We start from the raw sequence: 21,491 nt of genomic DNA, 5'->3' as shown, positions 1-21,491 counted from the left end.
ATGCTAAATGAGTGAGCACTCACTCGCATAGGCGGTCCGCTCACGGCGAACGAACCCGGGACGCCCGATCCATGACGCGCGAGAGCCCCGCTCCCGGGACGGGGCGGGGCTCTGCGGAGGCGGTCGGGCATCGGACGCGAGGGCGCGCACCGTGATGACGACGTAGGCGCCAGCGCGGTGGCGCCGAGCGGGCGGTGCCGGCCGCCCGTGTCAGCGCTGCGGCGGGAACGACGGCGGCGGCTCGTCGGCGGGCGGCTCGTCCGTCGCCGGGACGTCCTCCACGATCGGCTGCGGGGGCGGCGCGTACTGCGACGGGCCGCCCAGCGGACGCGGCGTGGCCGCGCCTGGCTCCGGAGGTCCTGCGCGGTGCTCGCCGGCGCCGCCGGGGTGCTGGCCGCGCTCGGTCTGCGGATCGAAGGGAAGGCCCGAGCGCGTCCCCGCGCTCGTCGCGTCCGCGGTGGCCGCCTCGGCCTGCCGCCGCGCCTCGGCCAGCGCCTCCGACGGGTCGGTGAGCGACGGCACGCCGAACTTCACACGGTCGCGCTCACGCTCGCGCCGCGCCTCGGCGCTCGCCTCGGCCGCCTCCGCGTCCTGGGCGGGCGTCGCGCCCGGCACTCCCCCGCCGTCGATCCCCGGCACGCCGCCGAACCCCTTGGCGATGGACCCGAGCGCGGCGGTGAACTCCGTCGGCACGACCCACAGCTTGCTGGCGCTGCCGTTCGCGATCTGCGGGAGCATCTGCAGGTACTGGTACGCGAGCAGCTTCGGGTCGGCGTCGCCCTCGTGGATGGCGTCGAACACCTGGAGGATCGCGCGCGCCTCGCCCTCCGCCGTGAGGATCTTCGACTGTGCGTCACCCTCAGCCCGGAGGATCGCGGCCTGCTTCTCACCCTCGGCCGTGAGGATCTGCGACTGCTTGACGCCCTCCGCGGTGAGGATGGCCGCACGGCGGTCACGCTCGGCGCGCATCTGCTGCTCCATCGAGCCCTGCACGCTGGGCGGCGGGTCGATCGACTTGAGCTCCACCCGGTTGACGCGGATGCCCCAGCGACCGGTCGCCTCGTCGAGGACGCCGCGGAGCTGGCCGTTGATCTGGTCGCGGCTCGTGAGCGTCTGCTCGAGGTCCATCGAGCCGATGACGTTACGAAGCGTCGTGACGGTGAGCTGCTCGATCGCCGTGATGTAGTTCGCGATCTCGTAGACCGCCGACTTGGGCTCCGTGACCTGGAAGTAGATCACCGTGTCGATGCTGACGACGAGGTTGTCCGACGTGATCACCGGTTGCGGCGGGAACGAGACGACCTGCTCGCGCAGGTCGACCGACGCGCGGACGCGGTCGATGAACGGCACCAGCAGGTGCAGGCCCGGCTCGAGCGTGCGCGAGTACCGGCCCAGGCGCTCGACGATGATCGCGACCGCCTGCGGCACGATGCGCACCGCCTTGACGAGCGCGACCACCACGAAGATCAGGATCAGCGCGAGGACGATGTACGCGAGGATCGTTCCGGGACTGGGGTCGTTCATCGACTACCTCCTGGTCGTCGGCGCGACCGGTCGCCCGGCGGCGCGGTGCGGGTCGTGCCGGTCGGTCACGACCCGGTCGGGTGCTGCGCGGGCAGCGGCGCGACGACGGCGGTCGCGCCGTCGATCCGCACGACGCGCACCTCCGTCCCCACGGGGATCTGGGGAGCGTCGGGCTCGGTCCGGGCGGTCCAGACCTCGCCGACGAGCTTCACGCGGCCCCCGAACTCGCTCACGCGGTCCACGGCGAGCGCCGTCCGCCCGACGTGGGCCGCGACGTTCGTCTCGGTGAGCGGGACCCGCGAGCGCAGGTGCCGCAGGAGCCACGGCCGCAGCGTGAGGAGCAGGATGACGCTCACGACCGCGAACGTGACGATCTGGAGCCAGAGCGGCCCTCCGGCCGCGTTCACGCCCGCCGCGGCGAGCGAGCCGCCGGCCAGCATGATGAGCACGAGGTCGAGCGAGATGATCTCCACGAGACCGAGGAGCAGCGCCGCTCCGACCCACCACAGCCAGTCCATCTCGACCCCCGATCCCACGTGCGCGCTTTACGTGTACTTTACCGAATTTCCGCCCGCGGTGCACGCCTGTCGGCGGACCGGCTCGAGGTCGGGTGCGTCACACGCGCGCGGCGCGCGCCATCCAGCGCCCACCGCCGTGCGCGACGAGGAGCGGCATGCCGAACGCGTCGCTGAGGTTCTCGGCCGTGAGGACCTCCTCGACCGGCCCGGCACTGTGCACCACCCCGTCCTTGAGCAGCAGCAGGTGCGTGAACCCCGGCGGGATCTCCTCGACGTGGTGGGTGACGAGCACGAGCACGGGGGACGCCGGGTCGCCCGCGAGCTCGGACAGCGCACCGACGAGCTCCTCGCGTCCACCGAGGTCCAGTCCGGCGGCCGGCTCGTCGAGGAGCAGGAGCTCCGGGTCCGTCATGAGGGAGCGCGCGATCTGGGTGCGCTTGCGCTCGCCCTCCGAGAGGGTGCCGAACAGGCGGTCCGCCAGGTGGTCGACGCCGAACGCGGCGAGCAGGTCGCGCGCGCGCTCCGCGTCGAACTCCTCGTACTCCTCGCGCCAGCGTCCCGTGACGCCGTAGGCGGCCGTGAGGACGACGTCGCGCACCGTCTCGTCGCCCGGGATCTGCTCGGCGAGCGCCGCGGACGCGAGCCCGATGCGCGGCCGGAGCTCGAAGACGTCGACGCGGCCCAGCCGCTCGCCCAGGATGTCCGCGGTGCCCGCCGTGGGGTGCATCCGCGCGGACGCGACCTGCAGCAGCGTCGTCTTGCCGGCGCCGTTGCGGCCCAGCACGACCCACCGCTCGCCCTCGTTCACCTGCCAGTCCACCGCGTCGAGGATGGTCTTGGGGTGACGTCGGACGGTGACGCCCTTCAGGTCGAGAACCGCGCTCATGGTCACCGACCCTATAGGTTGGCCGTCGTGGTCTCACACTCGCCCGAGGGCTCGCACAGCGCCTCCGGCCCCGGCTCCGCCTCGAGCGCCGGCGCCCTCCCCCGCAGCGCGCTCCTCGCGCTCTGGCTGCGCGCCGCGCGCCTGGCCGACGACGACGGTCTGGCCCGCCTGCTCCGGGCGGTGCAGCGCGACGACGAGCCGCACGTCGTGTCCGGTGCGCTGGGCGACCTCCGCCTGGAGGACCTGGCCGGTGCGTGGGCCGGCGACGTGCGTGAAGTCGTCGCGCTCGCCCCGGTCCCCGGCGACGTCGCCGGCGTCCCGCCCGAGGCCGCGGCGCGCGCGACCGACGCGGGCGAGTGCGTCGTCGTCACGACGTCGTCCGGGTCGTGGGCGCTCGTACCGGAGGTCATGGAGTTCGGGAGCGACCTCGAGCCGGGCCACCTCGTCACGTGGCACGTGACCTCGGTAGGGCCCTGGAGCACGCGTGCGCTCGGCGCGGTCGGGTCGCTCGCGGAGGCCGAGCGCGACCTGCGCACCGCGCTGCTCCTCGCGACGCGCGCCCTCGACGAGCTCGACGTCGCGCGCTGGCGCGACGACGCCGCCGGGGCCATCGCGGACCTCCGCTCGGGCGGAGCACCCGCCTGGCAGCTCCCCGCGTCCGTGCCGCCGCGCGCCGTCCAGGTGCTGACGCAGGCGGTGCGGCTGCGCGCCATCGTCGACCTCGCGACCGCCGACGACGGCGGGTCCGTCAACCTCTGGCAGGCCGACCAGCGCTCGACCGCCCTGCGCGAGGTCGACCGCGCCTCCCGCCACGCCGTCGGCGCCGCGACGCTCTGGATCGCCCCGTCCTGACCAGTCCTGCCACCCGGGAGGTCGACCGGTGATCGGTAGCCGCCGCCGGGGCGCAGGTCGAACCGCTCGGAGCGACCGGTCGTGCCGTCGGGCGGGAGCCAGGCGACGAGCGCGTCCCGAAGGACGAGGGCCCGGTAGACGTCGCGGCGGCGACGAGGCGCGACGCCTCGTCGACCCGGGCTGGCCCCGCGGCGGTCACGACTGCTCCAGCACCGTCCGGTAGACCTCGAGCGTGCGGTCGCCGATCGCGTCCCACGCGAAGTGGTCCTCGACCCGCTGCCGCGCGGCGCGGCCCATCTCCGCGGCGCGCTCGGGGTCGCTCACGAGCTGCGTGAGGGCGGCCGCGAGGTCCGCGACGAACCGGTCGGGGTCGAGCGGGGTGCCCGTGCCGTCGTCCGCCTGGTCGATCGGCACGAGGAGGCCGGTGACGCCGTCGTCCACGACCTCGGGGATGCCGCCGGTCGCGGTCCCGACGACGGGCAGGCCGACGGCCATCGCCTCGAGGTTGACGATGCCCAGCGGCTCGTACACCGACGGGCACACGAACACGGTGGACGCGGCGAGCACGGCGACGAGCTCGGCGCGCGGGAGCATCTGCTCGATCCAGACGACGCCGCTGCGCTCGGCCTGGAGCTCGGCGACGGCGCCGCTCACCTCGGCGGCGATCTCCGGGGTGTCGGGCGCGCCGGCGCACAGCACGAGCTGGACGTCGTCGGGCAGGGAGCGCGCGGCGCGCAGGAGGTAGGGCAGGCCCTTCTGGCGCGTGATCCGGCCGACGAACACGACGGTCGGACGGTCGGGATCGATCCCGAGGCCGCGGACGACCCCGTCGGCGCCGCCGCGCTGCGTCTCCGACTCCGGACGCCGCCACCCCTCCAGGTCGATCCCGTTGTGCACCACGTGCACCTTCGCCGGGTCGACCTGCGGGTAGACCCGCAGGATGTCGTCGCGCATCCCACCGGACACCGCGATGATCCCGGCCGCGCCCTCGTACGCGGTGCGCTCGGCCCACGACGACAGCGCGTACCCGCCGCCGAGCTGCTCGGCCTTCCACGGGCGCAGCGGTTCGAGCGAGTGCGCCGACAGCACGTGCGGGACGCCGTGCAGCAGTCCGGCCAGGTGGCCGCCGAGGTTGGCGTACCAGGTGTGGGAGTGGACGAGGTCGGCGCCCGCGACGTCGTCGGCCATCTGCAGGTCGACGCCGAACGTGCCGAGCGCGGCGTTCGCTCCCGAGAGGACGCCCGGGACCGAGTAGCCCGTCACGCCGTCCTCGCCGCGCGGGCCGTCGAAGCAGCGCACGCGTACGTCGACGTGGCGGCGCAGGACCGCGGACAGCTCGGCGACGTGCACGCCGGCGCCGCCGTAGACGTGCGGCGGGTACTCACGGGTCAGCAGGTCCACTCTCACGCGCCACACGGTAGCCGAGTCGCCCGCCACGGTCCCCCGATGACCGCCGGCGCGAGCCGGGCGGACGCGCCGCGCCCAGGATGCGGGTCCCTGCTGCGTGGTGCCGCCCCGAGGGGCTACGGTCTGGGCATGGCCGCCGCACCACGAGTCCTCGCCATCGTCCTCGCCGGGGGCGAGGGCAAGCGCCTCATGCCGCTCACCGCCTCCCGGGCCAAGCCCGCGGTGCCGTTCGGGGGCATCTACCGCCTCGTGGACTTCGCGCTGTCCAACCTGGTGAACTCGCACTACCTGCACATCATCGTGCTCACGCAGTACAAGTCGCACAGCCTCGACCGGCACATCACCAAGACGTGGCGGATGTCCTCGCTCCTCGGCAACTACGTGGCACCGGTGCCCGCGCAGCAGCGCGTCGGCAAGCACTGGTACCTCGGCAGCGCGGACGCGATCTACCAGTGCCTCAACATCATCGACGACGAGCGGCCGGACATCGTCGTCGTGGTCGGTGCCGACCACGTGTACCGCATGGACTTCTCCCAGATGGTCGACGCGCACGTCGAGTCCGGCGCGCAGCTCACCGTCGCGGGCATCCGCCAGCCGATCTCCATGGCGGACCAGTTCGGCGTCATCGAGACCGACCCGAAGGACCCGACGAAGATCGCGGCATTCCGCGAGAAGCCCAAGGACCCGGTCGGGCTCGCCGACTCGCCCGACGAGGTGCTCGCGTCGATGGGCAACTACGTCATCGACACCGACGCGCTGATCGACGCAGTGACCTCGGACGCCGCGAACGCGGACTCGCGCCACGACATGGGCGGCGACATCGTGCCCGCGTTCGTCGAGAAGGGCACGGCGGCGGTCTACGACTTCATCCGCAACGACGTCCCCGGCTCGACGGACCGCGACCGCGACTACTGGCGCGACGTGGGGACGATCGACTCGTACTACGACGCGAACAAGGACCTCATCGCGGTCACGCCGGTCTTCAACCTCTACAACGAGGAATGGCCGCTGCACACCGGCTACACGGGCCTGCCGCCCGCGAAGTTCGTGCACGCGGGCCGCGGTCGCCTCGGTCACGCCGCGGACTCGATCGTCTCCCCGGGAGTGATCATCTCGGGCGCGACGGCGGTCGGCTCGGTCCTCTCACCCGGCACCTACCTGCACTCGTGGTCGTCGGTGTCGGACTCCGTGCTCATGGACGGGGTCCAGGTGCACCGCCACGCGCAGGTCCACCGCGCGATCATCGACAAGAACGTCGTCGTGGGCGAGCAGGCCCGCATCGGGCTCGACCCGGAGCAGGACCGCGCGCGCGGATTCACGGTCACCGAGTCCGGCATCACGGTGGTCCCCAAGGGGACGGTCGTCGAGTGACGCCCACGCCCGTCGGCGTCGTGCCCGACGCCGTCCGTGCCACGCTGCCCGTCGGCGCACCCACCGAGGTGCCCGGCCCGGGCGCCGACGAGACCGACACCGCGAGGAGCCCCCGCGTGACCCCCGACCCCACGAGCAGCCCGGTGCGGCTCCTCGTCATGGACGTGGACTCGACGCTGATCGAGCAGGAGGTCATCGAGCTCCTCGCCGACCACGCGGGCACGCGAGCCGAGGTCACCGAGGTGACCGAGCGCGCGATGCGCGGCGAGATCGACTTCGGCGCGTCCTTGCGCGAGCGCGTCGCGACCCTTGCCGGCGTGCCCGTCGAGGCGTTCGCCGACGTGCGGGCGCGCGCGACGTTCACGCCCGGGGTGCGCGAGCTCGTCGCCGAGGCGCACCGCCGCGGCTGGGAGGTCGCGCTCGTCTCGGGCGGCTTCGAGGAGATCGTGGCCGACCTCGCGGCCGAGCTGGGGATCACCCGCTTCCGCGCGAACCGGCTGGAGGTGGCGGGCGGCCGGCTCACCGGTCGCACGACCGGCCCGGTGGTGGACCGCGCCGCGAAGGAGGTCGCGCTGCGCGAGTTCGCGGCCGAGCTCGGCCTGCCGATGAGCGCGACGATCGCCGTGGGCGACGGCGCGAACGACCTGGACATGATCGGCGCCGCGGGCATCGGCGTCGCGTTCGCCGCGAAGCCGGTCGTCCGGGCCCAGGCGCCCTACGGCGTCGACGGCCCGCGCATCGACGCTGTCCTCGAGGTGGTCGACCAGGTCGACTCCGCCCGCTGAGCCGCCCTGCACGCGAGAGAGCCCTGGTCCGTGGGGACCAGGGCTCTCTCGCGTCATGAGCCGGACGCGACGGTCAGGACGGGCGGCCCACGTACGTGAGCAGGGCGCCGCGAGGCGCCCAGGAGTCCCAGGCCGTCGCCGACTCCAGGACGGAGTACGTCGCGGTCGGCACGCCGACGCGCACCTGGGCGAGCGCGCCGCCGTCGGACGACGGATCGGCCAGGTGCGACGCCGTCGCCGCCATTGTGGGCTCGTGCCCGACGACGAGCAGCGTCCGCACGCGCGAGTCCGTCGCGCGGACGAGGTCCAGCACGTCGGTCACGTCGGCCGCGTAGAGGTCGTCGCTCACGAGGACGTCGGGCTCCACGTCGCCCAGGTGCGCCGACAGCAGCTCCCAGGTCTGGCGCGTGCGGAGCGCCGACGAGCACAGCACGCGCTCGGGGACGAGCCCCGTCTCGCGCAGGGCGCCGCCGACGCGGACCGCCTGCCGGCGCCCGTTGAGCGCGAGGGGCCGCAGCACGTCGTCGACGCTCCCGCCGCCGGGTTCCGCCTTTGCGTGGCGCAGGAGGACGAGGCGGCGCACGCCGCCGTCGGTGGTCTCCGCGCCCATGCTCTCCTCCTGAGTCACTGCCCCATGGCGTGCACGCCGCCGTCGACGTGCACGATCTCACCGGTCGTCGCCGGGAACCAGTCGGACAGGAGCGCGACGACCGCGCGCGCGGCGGGCTCCGCCGTCGTCTGGTCCCAGCCGAGGGGCGCGCGCTTGGGCCAGCCGTCCTCCATCTGCTCGAAGCCGGGGATGGACTTGGCGGCCGTCGTGCGGATCGGGCCCGCGGAGACGAGGTTGGCACGGATGCCGTCGGGGCCGAGGTCGCGCGCGAGGTAGCGGTTCGCGGACTCGAGGCCGGCCTTCGCCACGCCCATCCAGTCGTAGACCGGCCACGCGAACTGCGCGTCGAACGTGAGGCCCACCACGGCCCCGCCCTCCGTCATGAGCGGCTTCGCGGCGACCGCGAGCGACTTGTAGGAGAACGTCGAGACCTGGAGCGCGGTGGCCACGTCCTCCCAGGTGCCGGAGAGGAAGTTGCCCCCCATGACGCTCTGCGGGGCGAACCCGATCGAGTGCACGACGCCGTCGAGGCGGTCGGTGTGCTCGCGGAGGGCATCGGCCAGGCCGGCGAGGTCGTCGTCGTTCGTCACGTCGAGCTGCACGACCGGCGCCTCGACGGGCAGGCGCTTGGCGAAGGCCTGCGTGAGCTTCATCTGGCGGCCGAACGAGGAGAGCACGACCTCGGCCCCCTCCTCCTGCGCGAGACGCGCCGCGTGGAACGCGATCGAGGAGTCGGTGAGCACTCCCGTGATGAGGAGCTTCTTGCCGTCGAGCAGACCCATCGGTTTCCTTCCGTCGTGCACCCGCCGTGCGGGCGCGCTGAGGCTGAGCGTACTGAAAGAGAGGGGGCGCGGGTGCGCCGGTGACCGTGCCCGTGACGAGGCCCACGCGTGGGGCCGGGTCGCAGGTCCGTTCAGTGCCCCATGCCGAGGCCGCCGTCCACGGGGACGACGGCCCCGGAGACGTAGGCGGCGTCGTCGGACGCGAGGAACTGCACGACCCCGGCCACCTCGTCCGCCTGGGCGAAGCGTCCGGCGGGGATCGCGGCCTTGTACGCGGCCTGGCGCTCCTCGGGCAGCTCGGCGGTCATGGCGGTGTCGATGAACCCGGGCGCCACGACGTTCGCCGTGATGTTGCGCGACCCCAGCTCGCGCGTGATCGACCGCGCCATGCCGATGAGCGCGGCCTTGGAGGACGCGTAGTTGACCTGGCCGGCGCCGCCGTAGAGGCCGATGACGGACGACACGAGCACGATGCGGCCGCGGCGCAGGCGGATCATGCCCTTGCTCACGCGGCGCACGCAGCGGAACGTGCCGGTGAGGTTGACGTCGATCACGGACTCGAAGTCCTCGTCGGTCATGCGCAGCAGGAGCTGGTCGTGCGTCACGCCGGCGTTCGCGACGAGCACCTCGACCGGTCCGAGCTCGTTCTCGATCTCGGTGAACGCGGCGTCCACGGCCGCGGTGTCCGTGATGTCCGCCACGGCGCCGAAGACACCCTCGGGCAGGTCACCGCCCCGGTAGACGGTCGCGACGCGGTCGCCGTTCGCCACGAACCGCTCGGCGATCGCGCGGCCGATCCCCCGGTTCGCGCCGGTGACGACGACGGTGCGCGGGGCGGGTGCGGTGGCTTCGGACACGGTGCGGCTCCTCGGGACGGTCGGGTCGGTCGGCAGGCCGGGGACGGGTCCCGCACGGCCGGTGCCGGGTGAGCCCTGCTGGGCCCGGCGCGATGGCGCCGCACCGACCGTACCGTGCGCGGGCTCCGCCGTGCGCGGTACGCCGAGGTCACACCGCTCCCCCACACTTTGTGGGGTCCCGACAAACGTAGACTGGATGGGTGAGCACACGACGCACGGCCCGCAGGTCGGCCGAGGCGGTCCCGAGCATCACGTCGGCACCGGAACCGCTCGCCGCGGACCAGTCGCGGCGCGAGCGCCGATACCTCGTCCAGATGGGCATCCGCATCGTGTGCTTCGTGGCCGCGATCCTCGTCGCGCCGAGCTGGTTGACCTGGGTGTTCGCCGCCGCGGCGATCGTCCTGCCCTACAGCGCGGTGCTCATCGCCAACGCCGGGCGCGACCAGGCCCACTACGACACCTCGCCGATGGAGCACCGCGCGCTGCCCGCCGCCGGGGTGCCGGGATCCCACGGGATCGCCGGCGGACAGTCGCCCGACCCGCAGGAGCACGAGGAGGACCACCGGTGACCGACGTCCTGGGGCTCGCCGACCCCGTCGGCGAGGAGGAGCTGGTGTGCAGCGCCAAGGGCTGCCGCGAGCCGGCCGTGTGGGGCCTGCTGTGGAACAACCCCAAGATCCACACGCCCGAGCGGCGCAAGGTCTGGCTCGCGTGCGACGCGCACCGCGAGCACCTGGAGACGTTCCTCGGCGCTCGCTCGTTCTGGCGCTCGACCGTGCCCGTCGACGAGCTCGAGCGCCGGGCGGCCCCGTGACGCAGACCGCACCGTCGGGCCCGGCGCCGGGCGCCCCCGCGGGACCGACGCCCGAGCGCGCCACCGCTGACGCCCACCAGCCGCGCACGCCACGGCAGTGGGTCACCCTCGCGGTCGGTGTCCTCGTCCTCGTCGCCCTGTGCCTCGTGGCGGGGCGCTGGCAGTGGAACCGGTACGTCGCGCGCGAGGCGGAGATCGAGCGCATCGAGACGAACTACACGTCCGAGCCCGTCCCGGTCGACGAGGTCCTCGACGGCCCGGACGCCACCCTGGACGAGGCGGACGTCTGGCGCCCCGTGACGCTCGTCGGCCGCTACGAGCCCGACGCGACCGTCCTCCTGCGCAACCGCCCCGTGGGGGGCAGCCCCGGCTTCCACGTGCTCGTCCCGTTCGTGACGAACCCCACGCCCTCCGCGCCCGACGGCCTCGTCGTGGTCGTCGACCGCGGGTTCGTCCCGCTCGGCACCGACGCCGTCACGCCGGGCGACGTCCCGGCGCCCCCGGACGGCGAGGTCCGGGCGACCGTGACGCTCCGGGGCGACGAGCCGCCGTCGGGCCGCGACGCTCCCGACGGGCAGGTCCAGGCGATCTCCACCGACCAGGTGCTCGCCGCCGGCCGCGACGGTGCCGCCTGGGCCGACGACCGCACGGTCGGCGCGTACGGGCAGCTCCGCACCGAGGTACCGCCGGCCGACGAGGCGCTCGAGGCCCTGCCCAAGCCCGACACCGACCCCGGGTCGCACCTGTCGTACGCGTTCCAGTGGTGCGTGTTCGCGATCGGCGCGGTCGCGGGCTTCTGGCTCCTGGTCCGCCGCGACCGGCGCGACGCGCGCGGCGAGGAGACGACGCTCACCGCGGGCGACCTGCTCGCCGCCCAGGACCCCGCCGCCGCACGCACGCGTCGCGAGCCGCGCAGCCGCCGGCCGAGCGCCGAGGACGAGGAGGACGCCCTCATCGACGCCCAGCTCGACGCCCGGCAGGAGCCCACTGCACGGTAGGCCGGGGAGGCCCGGGCGGTCCGGTCAGGCCAGCGAGACGAGCTCCGCGTACTCGTCGCTCCACAGGTCCTCGTCGCCGTCGGGCAGCAGCAGGACGCGCTCGGGCTCGAGCGCCTCGACCGCGCCGTCGTCGTGCGTGACCATGACGACGGCGCCCTCGTACGTCTTGAGCGCCCCGAGGATCTCGGCGCGCGAGGCCGGGTCGAGGTTGTTCGTCGGCTCGTCGAGGAGCAGCACGTTCGCGGACGACACGACGAGCGTCGCGAGCGCGAGGCGCGTCTTCTCCCCGCCGGAGAGCACGTGCGTCGGCTTCTCCGCGTCGTCGCCGGAGAACAGGAAGGACCCGAGCACGGAGCGCACCTGGGTGTCGGTGAGGTCGGGCGCGGCGTGGCGCAGGTTCTCGACGACCGTCGCGTCCATGTCGAGCGTGTCGTGCTCCTGGGCGTAGTAGCCGATCTTCAGGCCGTGACCGGGGTGCACCTCGCCCGTGTCGGGCTGCTCGACGCCGCCGAGGATGCGCAGGAGCGTCGTCTTGCCCGCACCGTTGAGGCCCAGCACGACGACGCGGCTGCCGCGGTCGATCGCGAGGTCGACGCCCGCAAAGACCTCCTGCGACCCGTACGCCTTGGACAGGCCGCTCGCGGTGAGCGGCGTGCGCCCGCACGGCGCGGGCTTGGGGAACCGCAGCTTGGCGACCTTGTCGGTCTGGCGCTCGCCCTCGATGCCCGCGAGCATCTTCTCCGCACGACGCATCATCTGCTGCGCGGCCACGGCCTTGGTGGCCTTGGCGCGCATCTTCTCGCCCTGGGCGAGCAGCGCCCCGGCCTTCTTCTCCGCGTTCTGCCGCTCGCGCCGGCGGCGACGCTCGTCCGACTCACGCTGCGCGAGGTAGGCGTCCCAGCCGAGGTTGTACTGGTCGAGCTCGCCGCGGTTCGCGTCGAGGTGGAACACCTTGTTGACGGTCGCGCGCAGCAGCTCCACGTCGTGGGAGATCACGACGAACCCGCCGCTGTAGGACTTGAGGTAGTCGCGCAGCCAGACGATCGAGTCGGCGTCGAGGTGGTTCGTCGGCTCGTCGAGGAGCAGCGTCTCGACCCCGGAGAACAGGATGCGCGCGAGCTCGATGCGACGCCGCTGGCCACCCGACAACGTGCTGAGCGGCTGGCCGAGCACGCGGTCGTCGAGACCGAGGTTGCTCGTGATGCGGTGCGCCTCGCTCTCCGCCGCGTACCCGCCCGCGGCGAGGAAGCGCGCCTCGAGCTTGGGGTAGCGCTCCATCGCGGCCTCGTGCGTCTCGGCGTCGGCGCTCGCCATCGCGCCCTCCGTCTCGCGCATCTGGCGCACGATCTTGTCGAGGCTGCGGGCCGAGAGCACGCGGTCCATGGCGATGACGTCGAGGTCGCCCGTGCGCGGGTCCTGCGGCAGGTAGCCGATGTCGTTGCCGCGCGTGATCTTCCCGGCCGTCGGCTGGGTCTCCCCCGCGAGCGTCTTGGTCAGGGTCGTCTTGCCGGCGCCGTTGCGCCCGACGAGGCCGATCCGGTCGCCCGAGGCGATCTGGAAGGTCGCCTCGTGCAGCAGGACGCGGGCGCCGACGCGCAGCTCGACGCCGTGAGCGGTGATCACGGGAGGGTCCTCTCGGGTGGTGCGGGTGCCCGCCTCGGCCGGTCGCCGCACGGTGCGCTGACGCCCCGGGGCCGGACCGACCCGGTACGGGCCGACGTCGATTCTACGGGTCCGCACCGGGGTGCGGCCCGCGAACCCCCGAGGACGAACCGGAGTTTGCCGTCGCTTCACCCGCTCATGCATTCTCGATAAATCTCTCCGCGCGCCCCTACCAGAGTTCCCTGAATGCCCGACGGACCGCGACCCGGCGATTCTCGGGTGCCGTGATACGGTCCCCGTCGACCGCTGCAGGGGCCAGGAAAGGAAATGACGATGACCACTGCCGACGAGGCGCTCAGCAAGATCCTGGAGCTCGACGGCGCGATGGCCGTCGCCGTCGTGGACTACGGCAGCGGGCTCGCGCTCGTGCAGAAGCAGCTCGTGATGTTCGACCTCGAGCTGGCAGCGGCCGCGAACACCGAGGTCATCCGCGCGAAGCTCCGCGCGATCGAGCAGCTCGGCCTGAACGACCGGATCGAGGACATCCTCATCACGCTGGGCAACCAGTACCACCTCATCCGGCTCTCCCAGCGCGAGTCCCTCCAGGGGACCTTCACCTACCTCGTCCTCGAGCGCGGCCGCGCGAACCTGGCGCTCGCCCGCAGGGCGCTGGCCGTGCTCGACGAGACGATCACGCTCTGACGCATGACTGCGAGCCCACGTGGCGGTAGCACCGCCGTGGACGCTCCGCGCAGCGTGGGCGACGTCCTCGGGCGCATCGACGACGCGCTCGAGAACGTCGCCCACGTCCTCGCCCTGGGCCCGGGCGGCGAGACCATCGGGAGCTCCGGCCTCGACGCCCCGCCCGTGGTCGCGATCGCGCGGTCGATCGCTGCCGCGCTCGCTGCCGCGGGCCCGGAGGTACCCGGCGACTCCGCGCGCTGCGTTCTGAACACGTCGGAGAGCTGCGTCTTCGTGTATCAGCTCGGAAAAGACCTCTCCGTCATTCTTGTCGGGCCGTCCGACTGGAATATCGCACTGACCGGTCGGCGCACCGAGCAACTACTCGTGGAATTCGTCGACGCCTACCTCGAGGAAATTGCCACGAAGGCCCCGGGAAAGGACGCCGTGGAATTGCCGCGACGCCCCGGGGACCAGCAGGGCGCGACGGAATCCCGGGTGGAGAGTCGGCGGGACAGGCGCTCGCGCGCGTCGTCGCCGTCGGGCGACTACGCCCTCCTCTCGCGCGTCCTCAAGGCCCTGGTCGAGCTCTAGACCGGGTGTGGCGACCGCCCCGACGGTAGCGTTGGCCGCGTGACGTTTCAGGAGGGTGGCTCGTTCGAGGGCGGACGCGTCCGCAAGGGTGGGGGCCGCGGCCGCGGCACGATGATCGCAGGTGGCGGGATCGGGGCCGTGCTCGTCGCGCTGCTCATCGCGTTCGTCGGCAACCAGACCGGTGTCGACCTCAGCGCGCTCACGGGCGGCGACGGCTCAGACTCCGGCGCCTACGGCGAGGGGCAGCAGGAGTACATCGACACATGCACGGCCGAGGAGGCGAACACGACGCGCGAGTGCCGTCTCAACGGCACGGTGCAGTCGCTCGACGCGTACTGGACGGAGGCCCTCCCCCGACAGGCGGGCGTGGAGTACACGCAGCCCGAGGTGGTCAGCTTCACTGGACAGGTGTCCACCGGGTGCGGGGCCGCCACGAGCGCGGTCGGTCCGTTCTATTGTCCGCCGGACCGGACGGTGTACATCGACCTCGGCTTCTACGACGACCTGTCGTCGCGTTTCGGCGCGAACGACGGAGGGCTCGCGGAGATGTACGTCGTGGCGCACGAGTTCGGGCACCACATCGAGCAGCTCGTCGGGGCGATGGACGCGGCCGACCGGCAGGGCACCGGCCCCGAGTCCGACTCCGTGCGCATCGAGCTCATGGCCGACTGCCTCGCCGGCATGTGGGCAGGCCACGCCGCGAGCACCGTCGACCCGGACACCGGCGTGACGTTCCTGCGTGACATCACCGAGCAGGAGCTGGACGACGCGCTGTCCGCCGCGTCCGCCGTCGGCGACGACCGCATCCAGGAGGCCGCGACCGGCCAGGTCAACCCCGAGGCGTGGACCCACGGCTCGAGCGAGCAGCGCCAGCGCTGGTTCACCATCGGCTACGACGGCGGCACGCTCCAGGACTGCGACGCCCTGTCCGCGTCGTCGCTGTGACCGGCAGCAGGGCGGACGCCGCCCTCGCCGCCGCGACGGAGCGCGTCGAGCAGGTCTTCCGTGACGCTTCGGCCGCGACCGACGAGGACGGCTGCGGGCGCTGCTTCTCCGAGGCCGAGCTGTTGCTGCTCCGTACGCCAGGCGTCGCGGTGCCGCGAGAGCTCGCGGTCCGGGCCGCAGGGAAGGACCCGTTCCACTGGGACGACCAGCCCGCGATGATCCGCCGCGTGCTTCCCACCGCCGTCCGCGCCCTCGCCGACGGGGAGCCCGAGCCGTACCTGATAGCGCGCGGTCTCGCGGCCGCGGGGTGGTCGACCTGGCCGGCCCCGCAGTCGTCGTCGATCAGAGCGTTTCTCGACGCATGGTGGACTGCGACGCTGCGCCGGGAGGCGGGCCTGGTCCGCGTGGCGGGAGTCTTCGAGGCCTGCGTCGTCGCGACCGGGAAGGTCCGGCCCTGGCTCGACGTCCTGGACCGTGAAGCCCGGACGAGCGATCACGCCTCTCGCCACCGTCACGCGTGCCGGGACGACTGGCGGTACGAGCTTTCCGGCGGCTCCTTCATGCTGTCCGCCTGGTGGCGAGGTTCGCGGGACGACGAGCGGGCCGCCGTCGCCGAGATCGAACGCTGGTGCGGCATGGCGGTCTGACGAACCGTCGGCACTCCGCCACTGCCTCGTGGCTCGGCGCGCTCCGGTCCCCTCGCTCAGAGCTCGATCGAGTACATGCGCGAGCCCGTCACCTTCTCGTAGCCGAGGCTCGCGTAGAGGCCGTGCGCGCCGGAGGGGTTCTCGGTGTCGACGTCGAGCGCGGCGTACTGCATGCCGTCCGCGGCGAACGCCCGCATCGCGGCCGCGAGCGCCGCGACGGCGACGCGGCGGCCCCGGTACGCACGCCGGACACCGAGGAGCTCGGTGTACCCGAACGTGTACCCGCGCACCGGGAAGTCCTCGTCGTACCGGCCCGCCATCTCGTAGCCGACGACGAGCGGCTCGCCCGCGCGGAGCGCCGCCGCGGTCTCGGGGTCCGTCGCCGGGTCGGCGAGGAGCGCGTCGACGTCGGGCGCGTCGTCGACCACGAGGAACGACCACTGCGGCGCGAACTCGCTGCGCCCGTGAGTCCACGCCTCGGCGGTACGAGGCTCGCTCCCCCAGTGGTCGCGGAACGCGTCGTTGTGCGCGAGGCGCGTCGCCTCGTCGAGCTCGGCGGACCACGGCACGACTCGCAGGGACCCCTCGAGCGGGACGTCGGGGACGGGGGTCGCGAGGTCGCGGCGCAGGTCGGAGTAGAAGCGGCGGGCGACGAACCCGAACCGCGCGTAGAGCCGTGCCTTCTCGGGCGGGTCGGTGTCCTCCCCGAAGACGGCGAGCCGCGCGGGCAGCTCCTTGCCGCTCGCGGCGAGCACCTGCCGCGCGCGGGCGACCTGCCAGGCGAGCACCTCGCGCCCGACGCCCCGCCTCCGGTGGCTGGGGTGGACGCCGCCCCCGAGGAACGCTCGCACGGTGCGCTCGTCCCCGGGATTGGTGTCGACCATCCCGTAGGCGCGCAGCGTCCCGTCGGCGTCGGCGCCGACGATCGAGTCGGCCGCGACGTCGCGCCACGGCGCGGTGAAGATCTCCTCGATCTCCGCGAGCGTCTCGCGGTACGGCTCGTCGTCGACCTCCGCGATCTCGTTGCGCAGCGTGAGCAGGGCGGGCGCGTCGGCGGGCGTGGCGGGACGCCACGTGAGTCCGCCCGCCGTCACCGGCGGCAGGGTCGACGGCGCGGCGGCACGCTCGGCGATGGGGGCGAGCGTCGGAGGTGACGCCTCGGCACGGTCTGTCGTCGTCGAGGGAGTAGCCATGGCGACCACGGTAGGGGGGCCCGCGCCGTCGGGCACGCGCTTTTCCGCGCCCGTTCCGACCGGCACGCCGGTCCCCTGAGACGGCTCACCGCGCGGTGCCGCGCGCGATCTACGCTGGCGGCATGCCGACCGTCGTTGCCCAGGACCTCGCCGACGCCCGCTCCCGGGCCCTCGCGGACGCGCTGCGCACGCGCGTCGTCGTGGCCGACGGCGCGATGGGCACGATGATCCAGGCGCAGGACCCGACGCTGGAGGACTACGAGGGTCTCGAGGGCTGCAACGAGATCCTCAACGTCTCGCGCCCGGACATCATCGCGGCCGTGCACGACGCGTACCTCGAGGTCGGTGTCGACGCGATCGAGACGAACACGTTCGGCGCCAACTGGTCCAACCTGTCGGACTACGACATCGACGACAGGATCCGCGAGCTCGCCGCGGCCGGGGCGCGGATCGCGCGCGAGCGCGCGGACGCGTTCGCGACGGCGGACCACCCGCGCTGGGTGCTCGGGTCGATGGGCCCGGGGACCAAGCTGCCGAGCCTCGGCCACACGACGTACGCGCACCTGCGCGACACGTTCGCGGAGCAGGCGGCGGGTCTCCTGGAGGGCGGGGTCGACGCGATCCTCGTCGAGACGAGCCAGGACCTGCTGCAGGCCAAGGCCGCGGTGACGGGGTCGCGGAACGCGATGCACGACGTCGGACGCGAGGTCCCCGTGATCGTCCAGGTGACGGTCGAGACCACGGGCACGATGCTCATGGGCTCCGAGATCGGGGCTGCGCTCACGACGCTCCAGGCGCTCGACGTCGACGCGATCGGCCTGAACTGCGCGACGGGCCCGGCGGAGATGAGCGAGCACCTGCGGCACCTTTCCCGCCACGCCGAGATCCCCGTGACGTGTATGCCGAACGCGGGGCTGCCCGTGCTCGGTCCGAACGGCGCGACCTATCCGCTCACTCCCGACGAGCTCGCCGCCGCGCACACGCAGTTCGTCACCGAGTTCGGCCTCGGTCTGGTGGGCGGCTGCTGCGGCACGACGCCCGAGCACCTGCGGCGCGTCGTCGAGGCGGTGCGCGCGCGGCCGGTCGTCGAGCGGCACCCGGAGCGCGAGAACGGCGTCGCGAGCCTGTACTCGCACACGGACCTGCACCAGGACGCGTCGTTCCTCGCGATCGGGGAGCGCACCAACGCCAACGGGTCCAAGGCGTTCCGCGAGGCGATGCTCGCGGAGAATTGGGACGAGTGCGTCGAGATCGCGCGCGCCCAGACGCGTGACGGCGCGCACCTGCTCGACGTGTGCGTCGACTACGTGGGGCGCGACGGCGTCGCGGACGTGCGCGAGGTCGTGTCGCGCCTCGCCAGCGCGTCCACGCTGCCCCTCGTCATCGACTCGACCGAGCCGGAGGTCATCGCCGCGGGCCTCGAGCTCGTGGGCGGGCGCGCCGTCGTGAACTCGGTGAACTTCGAGGACGGCGACGGCCCGACGTCGCGGTTCGCGCGGATCATGCCGCACGTCGTGGAGCACGGGGCCGCCGTCGTCGCGCTGACGATCGACGAGGAGGGCCAGGCGCGCACCGCGTCGGGCAAGGTGGAGATCGCGACGCGGCTCGTCGAGACGCTCACGCGCGACTGGGGCATGCGGGTCGACGACATCATCGTCGACGCCCTGACGTTCCCGATCGCCACGGGCCAGGAGGAGACGCGGCGCGACGCGATCGAGACGATCGAGGCGATCCGCGAGATCACGCGCCGCTACCCCGGCATCCACACGACGCTCGGGGTGTCGAACGTGTCGTTCGGCCTCAACCCCGCGGCGCGCACGGTGCTCAACTCCGTCTTCCTCCACGAGGCGGTCGAGGCCGGGCTGGACTCCGCGATCGTGCACGCCGCGAAGATCCTCCCGCTCGCGCAGATCCCCGACGAGCAGCGCGAGGCCGCGCTCGACCTCGTGTGGGACCGGCGGCGGTACGACGGCGAGGGGAACCTCGTGCACGACCCGCTCGCGCGGCTGCTCGAGCTGTTCGAGGGCGTGGACTCGGCCGCGCTCAAGGACCAGCGCGCGGCGGAGCTCGCGGCGCTGCCGGTGGGTGAGCGGCTCGAGCGGCGGATCGTCGACGGCGCGCGCAAGGGCCTCGAGGAGGACCTCGACGCCGCGATGGCGTCCGGGCTCAAGGCCCTCGACATCGTCAACGAGCACCTGCTCGAGGGCATGAAGGTCGTGGGCGACCTGTTCGGGCGCGGCGAGATGCAGCTCCCGTTCGTGCTCCAGTCCGCCGAGGTCATGAAGACCGCGGTCGCCTACCTCGAGCCGCACATGGAGAAGATCGAGGGATCGACCGGGTCCAAGGGCACGATCGTCCTCGCGACCGTGCGCGGCGACGTGCACGACATCGGCAAGAACCTCGTCGACATCATCCTCACCAACAACGGCTACACGGTCGTGAACATCGGCATCAAGCAGCCGATCTCCGCGATGATCGAGGCCGCCGAGGAGCACGACGCCGACGTCATCGGCATGTCCGGGTTGCTCGTGAAGTCCACCGTGGTCATGAAGGAGAACCTCGCGGAGCTCACCTCGCGTGGGCTCGCCGGGCGCTGGCCCGTGCTGCTCGGCGGCGCGGCGCTCACGCGCACGTACGTCGAGGACGACCTCGCGGGTCAGTTCCCCGGCGTCGTCCGGTACGCGCGCGACGCGTTCGAGGGCCTGCGTCTCATGGAACCGCTCGTGCGCGTCGCGCGCGGCGAGTCGCCCGACGCCGTCGGGCTGCCCGCGCTGAAGAAGCGCCGGCACGCGGTGGTCACCGTGACGGAGACGCCCGTCGAGGACCTGCCCGCGCGGTCCGACGTCGCGGCCGACAACCCGGTGCCCGCTCCTCCGTTCTGGGGCACGCGCCTCGTCAAGGGCGTCCAGCTCGCCGAGTACGCGGCGTTCCTCGACGAGCGCGCGACGTTCATGGGTCAGTGGGGACTCAAGCCGGGCCGGGGTGACGACGGGGCGTCGTACGAGGAGCTCGTCGAGACCGAGGGCCGCCCGCGGCTCAACGCCTGGTACGACCGGATCCGCACCGAGGGCGTCGTGGACCCGTCGGTCGTGTACGGGTACTTCCCGGTGTGGTCGGAGGGCGACGACGTCGTCGTCGCGCACCACGGTGCCGGGCTCGCGGGGATCGGCGCGCCCGACGGCGGATCGGGCGGCGAGCCGGGGACCGAGCGGCTGCGCTTCACGTTCCCGCGCCAGCGCCGCGACCGGCACCTGTGCCTCGCCGACTTCGTCAAGCCGCGGTCGTGGGTCGAGGAGACCGGCCGGTACGACGTGCTGCCCGTCCAGCTCGTCACCATGGGCGCGAGCGTCGACCAGCACACCGCGAAGCTGTTCGCCGGGAACCACTACCGCGAGTACATGGAGCTGCACGGCCTGTCCGTGCAGCTCACCGAGGCGCTGGCGGAGATGTGGCACTCGCGCGTGCGCGCCGAGCTCGGGTTCGCCGACGAGGACCCCACGGAGGTCGAGGGCATGTTCAAGCTCGAGTACCGAGGCGCCCGCTTCTCACTCGGCTACCCCGCCTGCCCCGACATGGAGGACCGCACCAAGGTCGTCGAACTCCTGCGCCCCGAACGCGTGGGCGTCGAGCTCTCCGCGGAGCTCCAGCTCCACCCCGAGCAGTCGACCGACGCGTTCGTGTTCCACCACCCCGAGGCCAAGTACTTCAGCGTCTGACCTTCTCGGGCAGTTCCGGAGCCTCGCGGGCAGGAGCGTCAGACCCACCTCCAGGTACTGACGACCTGCTCGATGAGCTCGTCGCCGTTCTCGTAGGGGGTGACGATCCCGATCACGAAGAACTGGACAGCACTGTCGCCCGGCGTGAACGGCTCCGGCGCGAAGGCGGTGATGAAGGCCTTCGTCCGCGTCTCCTTGATGCCTCCTTCGACCCGGGTGATGTTCGCCGGGACACCGTCGAGGACGGTCTGCTCGTGCAGACTGATGATCGTGCCGTTCTCCGCGAAGTACGAGTCCGCGAGGGCGTCGACGGCGCCGTCGAGGTCGCGCCCGGCCCCCCAGGCGTCGGACGTCGAGACGCGCACTGGTTCGACCTTCACCTGGCCGTAGACCGCTCCGACTCCCGTCGGCACCACCACGCCGTCGATGACCTCGCCCCAGAGCTCGAGGGCGCCCAGGCACAACGTCTCGTCGTCGGACGAGATGTTGTTCACGAAGTTCTGCGGACCCTCGTAGGACCAGCACGGCGTCTCGATCGGCTGGCCGGAGACGATCGAGAAGTCTCCCTGCGGGGGCGCTGCGAGGGTTGCTGGCGCGCGCTCGCTCTGTGACGTGGCCGCAGCCCCCGATTCGTCATCCGTCGCGATGTCGCGTGGAAACGTGCAGCCGCTCAGCGCGGCAAGGATGCCGGCGATGGCGAGGCCCGTGA

21 protein-coding genes are annotated in these 21,491 nt (G+C 72.9%); 11 read left to right on the top strand and 10 right to left on the bottom strand.

Translation table 11 applies throughout. The annotated features are described in order from the left end of the window. Nucleotides 1-210: 210 nt before the first annotated feature. From JN535_RS05395 to JN535_RS05385, 3 genes are all read right to left on the bottom strand, one after another. Nucleotides 211-1,524: an SPFH domain-containing protein gene (locus tag JN535_RS05395; protein WP_205203393.1), complete on the bottom strand. Its 1,314-nt coding sequence runs from the start codon at nucleotides 1,522-1,524 to the stop codon at nucleotides 211-213. Nucleotides 1,525-1,589: 65 nt separating this feature from the next. Then, nucleotides 1,590-2,060: an NfeD family protein gene (locus tag JN535_RS05390; protein WP_307868259.1), complete on the bottom strand. Its 471-nt coding sequence runs from the start codon at nucleotides 2,058-2,060 to the stop codon at nucleotides 1,590-1,592. A gap of 79 nt (nucleotides 2,061-2,139) precedes the next feature. Next, on the bottom strand, nucleotides 2,140-2,928 hold the full coding sequence (locus JN535_RS05385) for an ABC transporter ATP-binding protein (RefSeq protein ID WP_205203391.1): 789 nt from the start codon (nucleotides 2,926-2,928) through the stop codon (nucleotides 2,140-2,142). A 27-nt stretch (nucleotides 2,929-2,955) separates the two neighbouring features. Between JN535_RS05385 and JN535_RS05380 the strand changes: the two genes are divergently transcribed. Then, nucleotides 2,956-3,780, top strand: coding sequence for a hypothetical protein (locus tag JN535_RS05380; RefSeq protein ID WP_307868258.1), 825 nt, complete (start codon nucleotides 2,956-2,958; stop codon nucleotides 3,778-3,780). A 195-nt stretch (nucleotides 3,781-3,975) separates the two neighbouring features. Here the strand turns inward: JN535_RS05380 and glgA are convergent, their stop codons facing one another. Continuing rightward, nucleotides 3,976-5,187 (bottom strand): glycogen synthase, encoded by a 1,212-nt coding sequence (gene glgA, locus JN535_RS05375; protein ID WP_205203388.1) that lies wholly within the window; start codon nucleotides 5,185-5,187, stop codon nucleotides 3,976-3,978. A gap of 129 nt (nucleotides 5,188-5,316) precedes the next feature. Between glgA and glgC the strand changes: the two genes are divergently transcribed. Next, on the top strand, nucleotides 5,317-6,558 hold the full coding sequence (gene glgC, locus JN535_RS05370) for a glucose-1-phosphate adenylyltransferase (RefSeq protein ID WP_047233139.1): 1,242 nt from the start codon (nucleotides 5,317-5,319) through the stop codon (nucleotides 6,556-6,558). A 116-nt stretch (nucleotides 6,559-6,674) separates the two neighbouring features. Then, nucleotides 6,675-7,343, top strand: a complete 669-nt coding sequence (serB, locus tag JN535_RS05365; RefSeq protein ID WP_307868396.1) for a phosphoserine phosphatase SerB — start codon at nucleotides 6,675-6,677, stop codon at nucleotides 7,341-7,343. A gap of 73 nt (nucleotides 7,344-7,416) precedes the next feature. On the opposite strand, the gene JN535_RS05360 is transcribed toward serB, so the two are convergent. From JN535_RS05360 to fabG, 3 genes are all read right to left on the bottom strand, one after another. Then, nucleotides 7,417-7,953, bottom strand: a complete 537-nt coding sequence (locus JN535_RS05360) for a SixA phosphatase family protein (protein WP_205203378.1) — start codon at nucleotides 7,951-7,953, stop codon at nucleotides 7,417-7,419. A 14-nt stretch (nucleotides 7,954-7,967) separates the two neighbouring features. Next, the gene (fabI, locus tag JN535_RS05355) at nucleotides 7,968-8,735 is read right to left on the bottom strand and encodes an enoyl-ACP reductase FabI (protein ID WP_205203375.1); all 768 of its coding nucleotides are present in this window, start codon (nucleotides 8,733-8,735) and stop codon (nucleotides 7,968-7,970) included. 131 nt (nucleotides 8,736-8,866) lie between these two features. Beyond that, on the bottom strand, nucleotides 8,867-9,592 hold the full coding sequence (fabG, locus tag JN535_RS05350) for a 3-oxoacyl-ACP reductase FabG (RefSeq protein ID WP_205203373.1): 726 nt from the start codon (nucleotides 9,590-9,592) through the stop codon (nucleotides 8,867-8,869). A 200-nt stretch (nucleotides 9,593-9,792) separates the two neighbouring features. Between fabG and JN535_RS05345 the strand changes: the two genes are divergently transcribed. The 3 genes from JN535_RS05345 to JN535_RS05335 are packed head-to-tail and all read left to right on the top strand — an operon-like array spanning nucleotide 9,793 to nucleotide 11,404. Continuing rightward, complete coding sequence (locus tag JN535_RS05345; RefSeq protein ID WP_205203371.1) at nucleotides 9,793-10,161, top strand: DUF3099 domain-containing protein; 369 nt, start codon at nucleotides 9,793-9,795, stop codon at nucleotides 10,159-10,161. Beyond that, complete coding sequence (locus JN535_RS05340; protein WP_205203368.1) at nucleotides 10,158-10,406, top strand: hypothetical protein; 249 nt, start codon at nucleotides 10,158-10,160, stop codon at nucleotides 10,404-10,406. Before JN535_RS05345 ends, JN535_RS05340 begins: the two co-directional genes overlap by 4 nt. Beyond that, nucleotides 10,403-11,404, top strand: a complete 1,002-nt coding sequence (locus JN535_RS05335) for an SURF1 family cytochrome oxidase biogenesis protein (RefSeq protein ID WP_205203365.1) — start codon at nucleotides 10,403-10,405, stop codon at nucleotides 11,402-11,404. The genes JN535_RS05340 and JN535_RS05335 overlap by 4 nt, the downstream gene beginning before the upstream one ends. 24 nt (nucleotides 11,405-11,428) lie before the next feature. On the opposite strand, the gene JN535_RS05330 is transcribed toward JN535_RS05335, so the two are convergent. Then, nucleotides 11,429-13,027 (bottom strand): ABC-F family ATP-binding cassette domain-containing protein, encoded by a 1,599-nt coding sequence (locus JN535_RS05330; protein WP_205203363.1) that lies wholly within the window; start codon nucleotides 13,025-13,027, stop codon nucleotides 11,429-11,431. A 312-nt stretch (nucleotides 13,028-13,339) separates the two neighbouring features. On the opposite strand from JN535_RS05330, the gene JN535_RS05325 reads away from it, so the two are divergent. Genes JN535_RS05325 through JN535_RS05310 form a run of 4 tightly spaced genes read left to right on the top strand, consistent with a single transcriptional unit; the run spans nucleotide 13,340 to nucleotide 15,873 of the window. Next, nucleotides 13,340-13,708 carry a hypothetical protein gene (locus JN535_RS05325; protein ID WP_205203361.1) on the top strand — a complete coding sequence of 123 codons (369 nt, stop codon included), beginning with the start codon at nucleotides 13,340-13,342 and terminating at the stop codon, nucleotides 13,706-13,708. A 54-nt stretch (nucleotides 13,709-13,762) separates the two neighbouring features. Continuing rightward, nucleotides 13,763-14,281 carry a hypothetical protein gene (locus JN535_RS05320; RefSeq protein ID WP_205203359.1) on the top strand — a complete coding sequence of 173 codons (519 nt, stop codon included), beginning with the start codon at nucleotides 13,763-13,765 and terminating at the stop codon, nucleotides 14,279-14,281. A 39-nt stretch (nucleotides 14,282-14,320) separates the two neighbouring features. Next, on the top strand, nucleotides 14,321-15,226 hold the full coding sequence (gene ypfJ, locus JN535_RS05315; RefSeq protein ID WP_205203357.1) for a KPN_02809 family neutral zinc metallopeptidase: 906 nt from the start codon (nucleotides 14,321-14,323) through the stop codon (nucleotides 15,224-15,226). After that, nucleotides 15,223-15,873, top strand: coding sequence for a hypothetical protein (locus JN535_RS05310; protein WP_205203355.1), 651 nt, complete (start codon nucleotides 15,223-15,225; stop codon nucleotides 15,871-15,873). The genes ypfJ and JN535_RS05310 overlap by 4 nt, the downstream gene beginning before the upstream one ends. A 56-nt stretch (nucleotides 15,874-15,929) precedes the next feature. On the opposite strand, the gene JN535_RS05305 is transcribed toward JN535_RS05310, so the two are convergent. Next, nucleotides 15,930-17,066, bottom strand: coding sequence for a GNAT family N-acetyltransferase (locus JN535_RS05305; RefSeq protein ID WP_205203353.1), 1,137 nt, complete (start codon nucleotides 17,064-17,066; stop codon nucleotides 15,930-15,932). Between the two features lie 122 nt (nucleotides 17,067-17,188). On the opposite strand from JN535_RS05305, the gene metH reads away from it, so the two are divergent. After that, nucleotides 17,189-20,782 carry a methionine synthase gene (gene metH / locus JN535_RS05300; RefSeq protein ID WP_205203352.1) on the top strand — a complete coding sequence of 1,198 codons (3,594 nt, stop codon included), beginning with the start codon at nucleotides 17,189-17,191 and terminating at the stop codon, nucleotides 20,780-20,782. A gap of 38 nt (nucleotides 20,783-20,820) precedes the next feature. Here metH and JN535_RS05295 read toward each other — a convergent pair whose 3' ends face one another. Then, nucleotides 20,821-21,276 (bottom strand): hypothetical protein, encoded by a 456-nt coding sequence (locus JN535_RS05295; protein WP_205203344.1) that lies wholly within the window; start codon nucleotides 21,274-21,276, stop codon nucleotides 20,821-20,823. Between the last annotated feature and the right edge of the window lie 215 nt (nucleotides 21,277-21,491).

The sequence above is a fragment of the Cellulosimicrobium cellulans genome (assembly GCF_016921195.1).
GTDB lineage: Bacteria > Actinomycetota > Actinomycetes > Actinomycetales > Cellulomonadaceae > Cellulosimicrobium > Cellulosimicrobium cellulans_F.
Note: the sequence above shows the minus strand (reverse complement) of the source record. Positions and strands in the feature narration are given on the sequence as shown.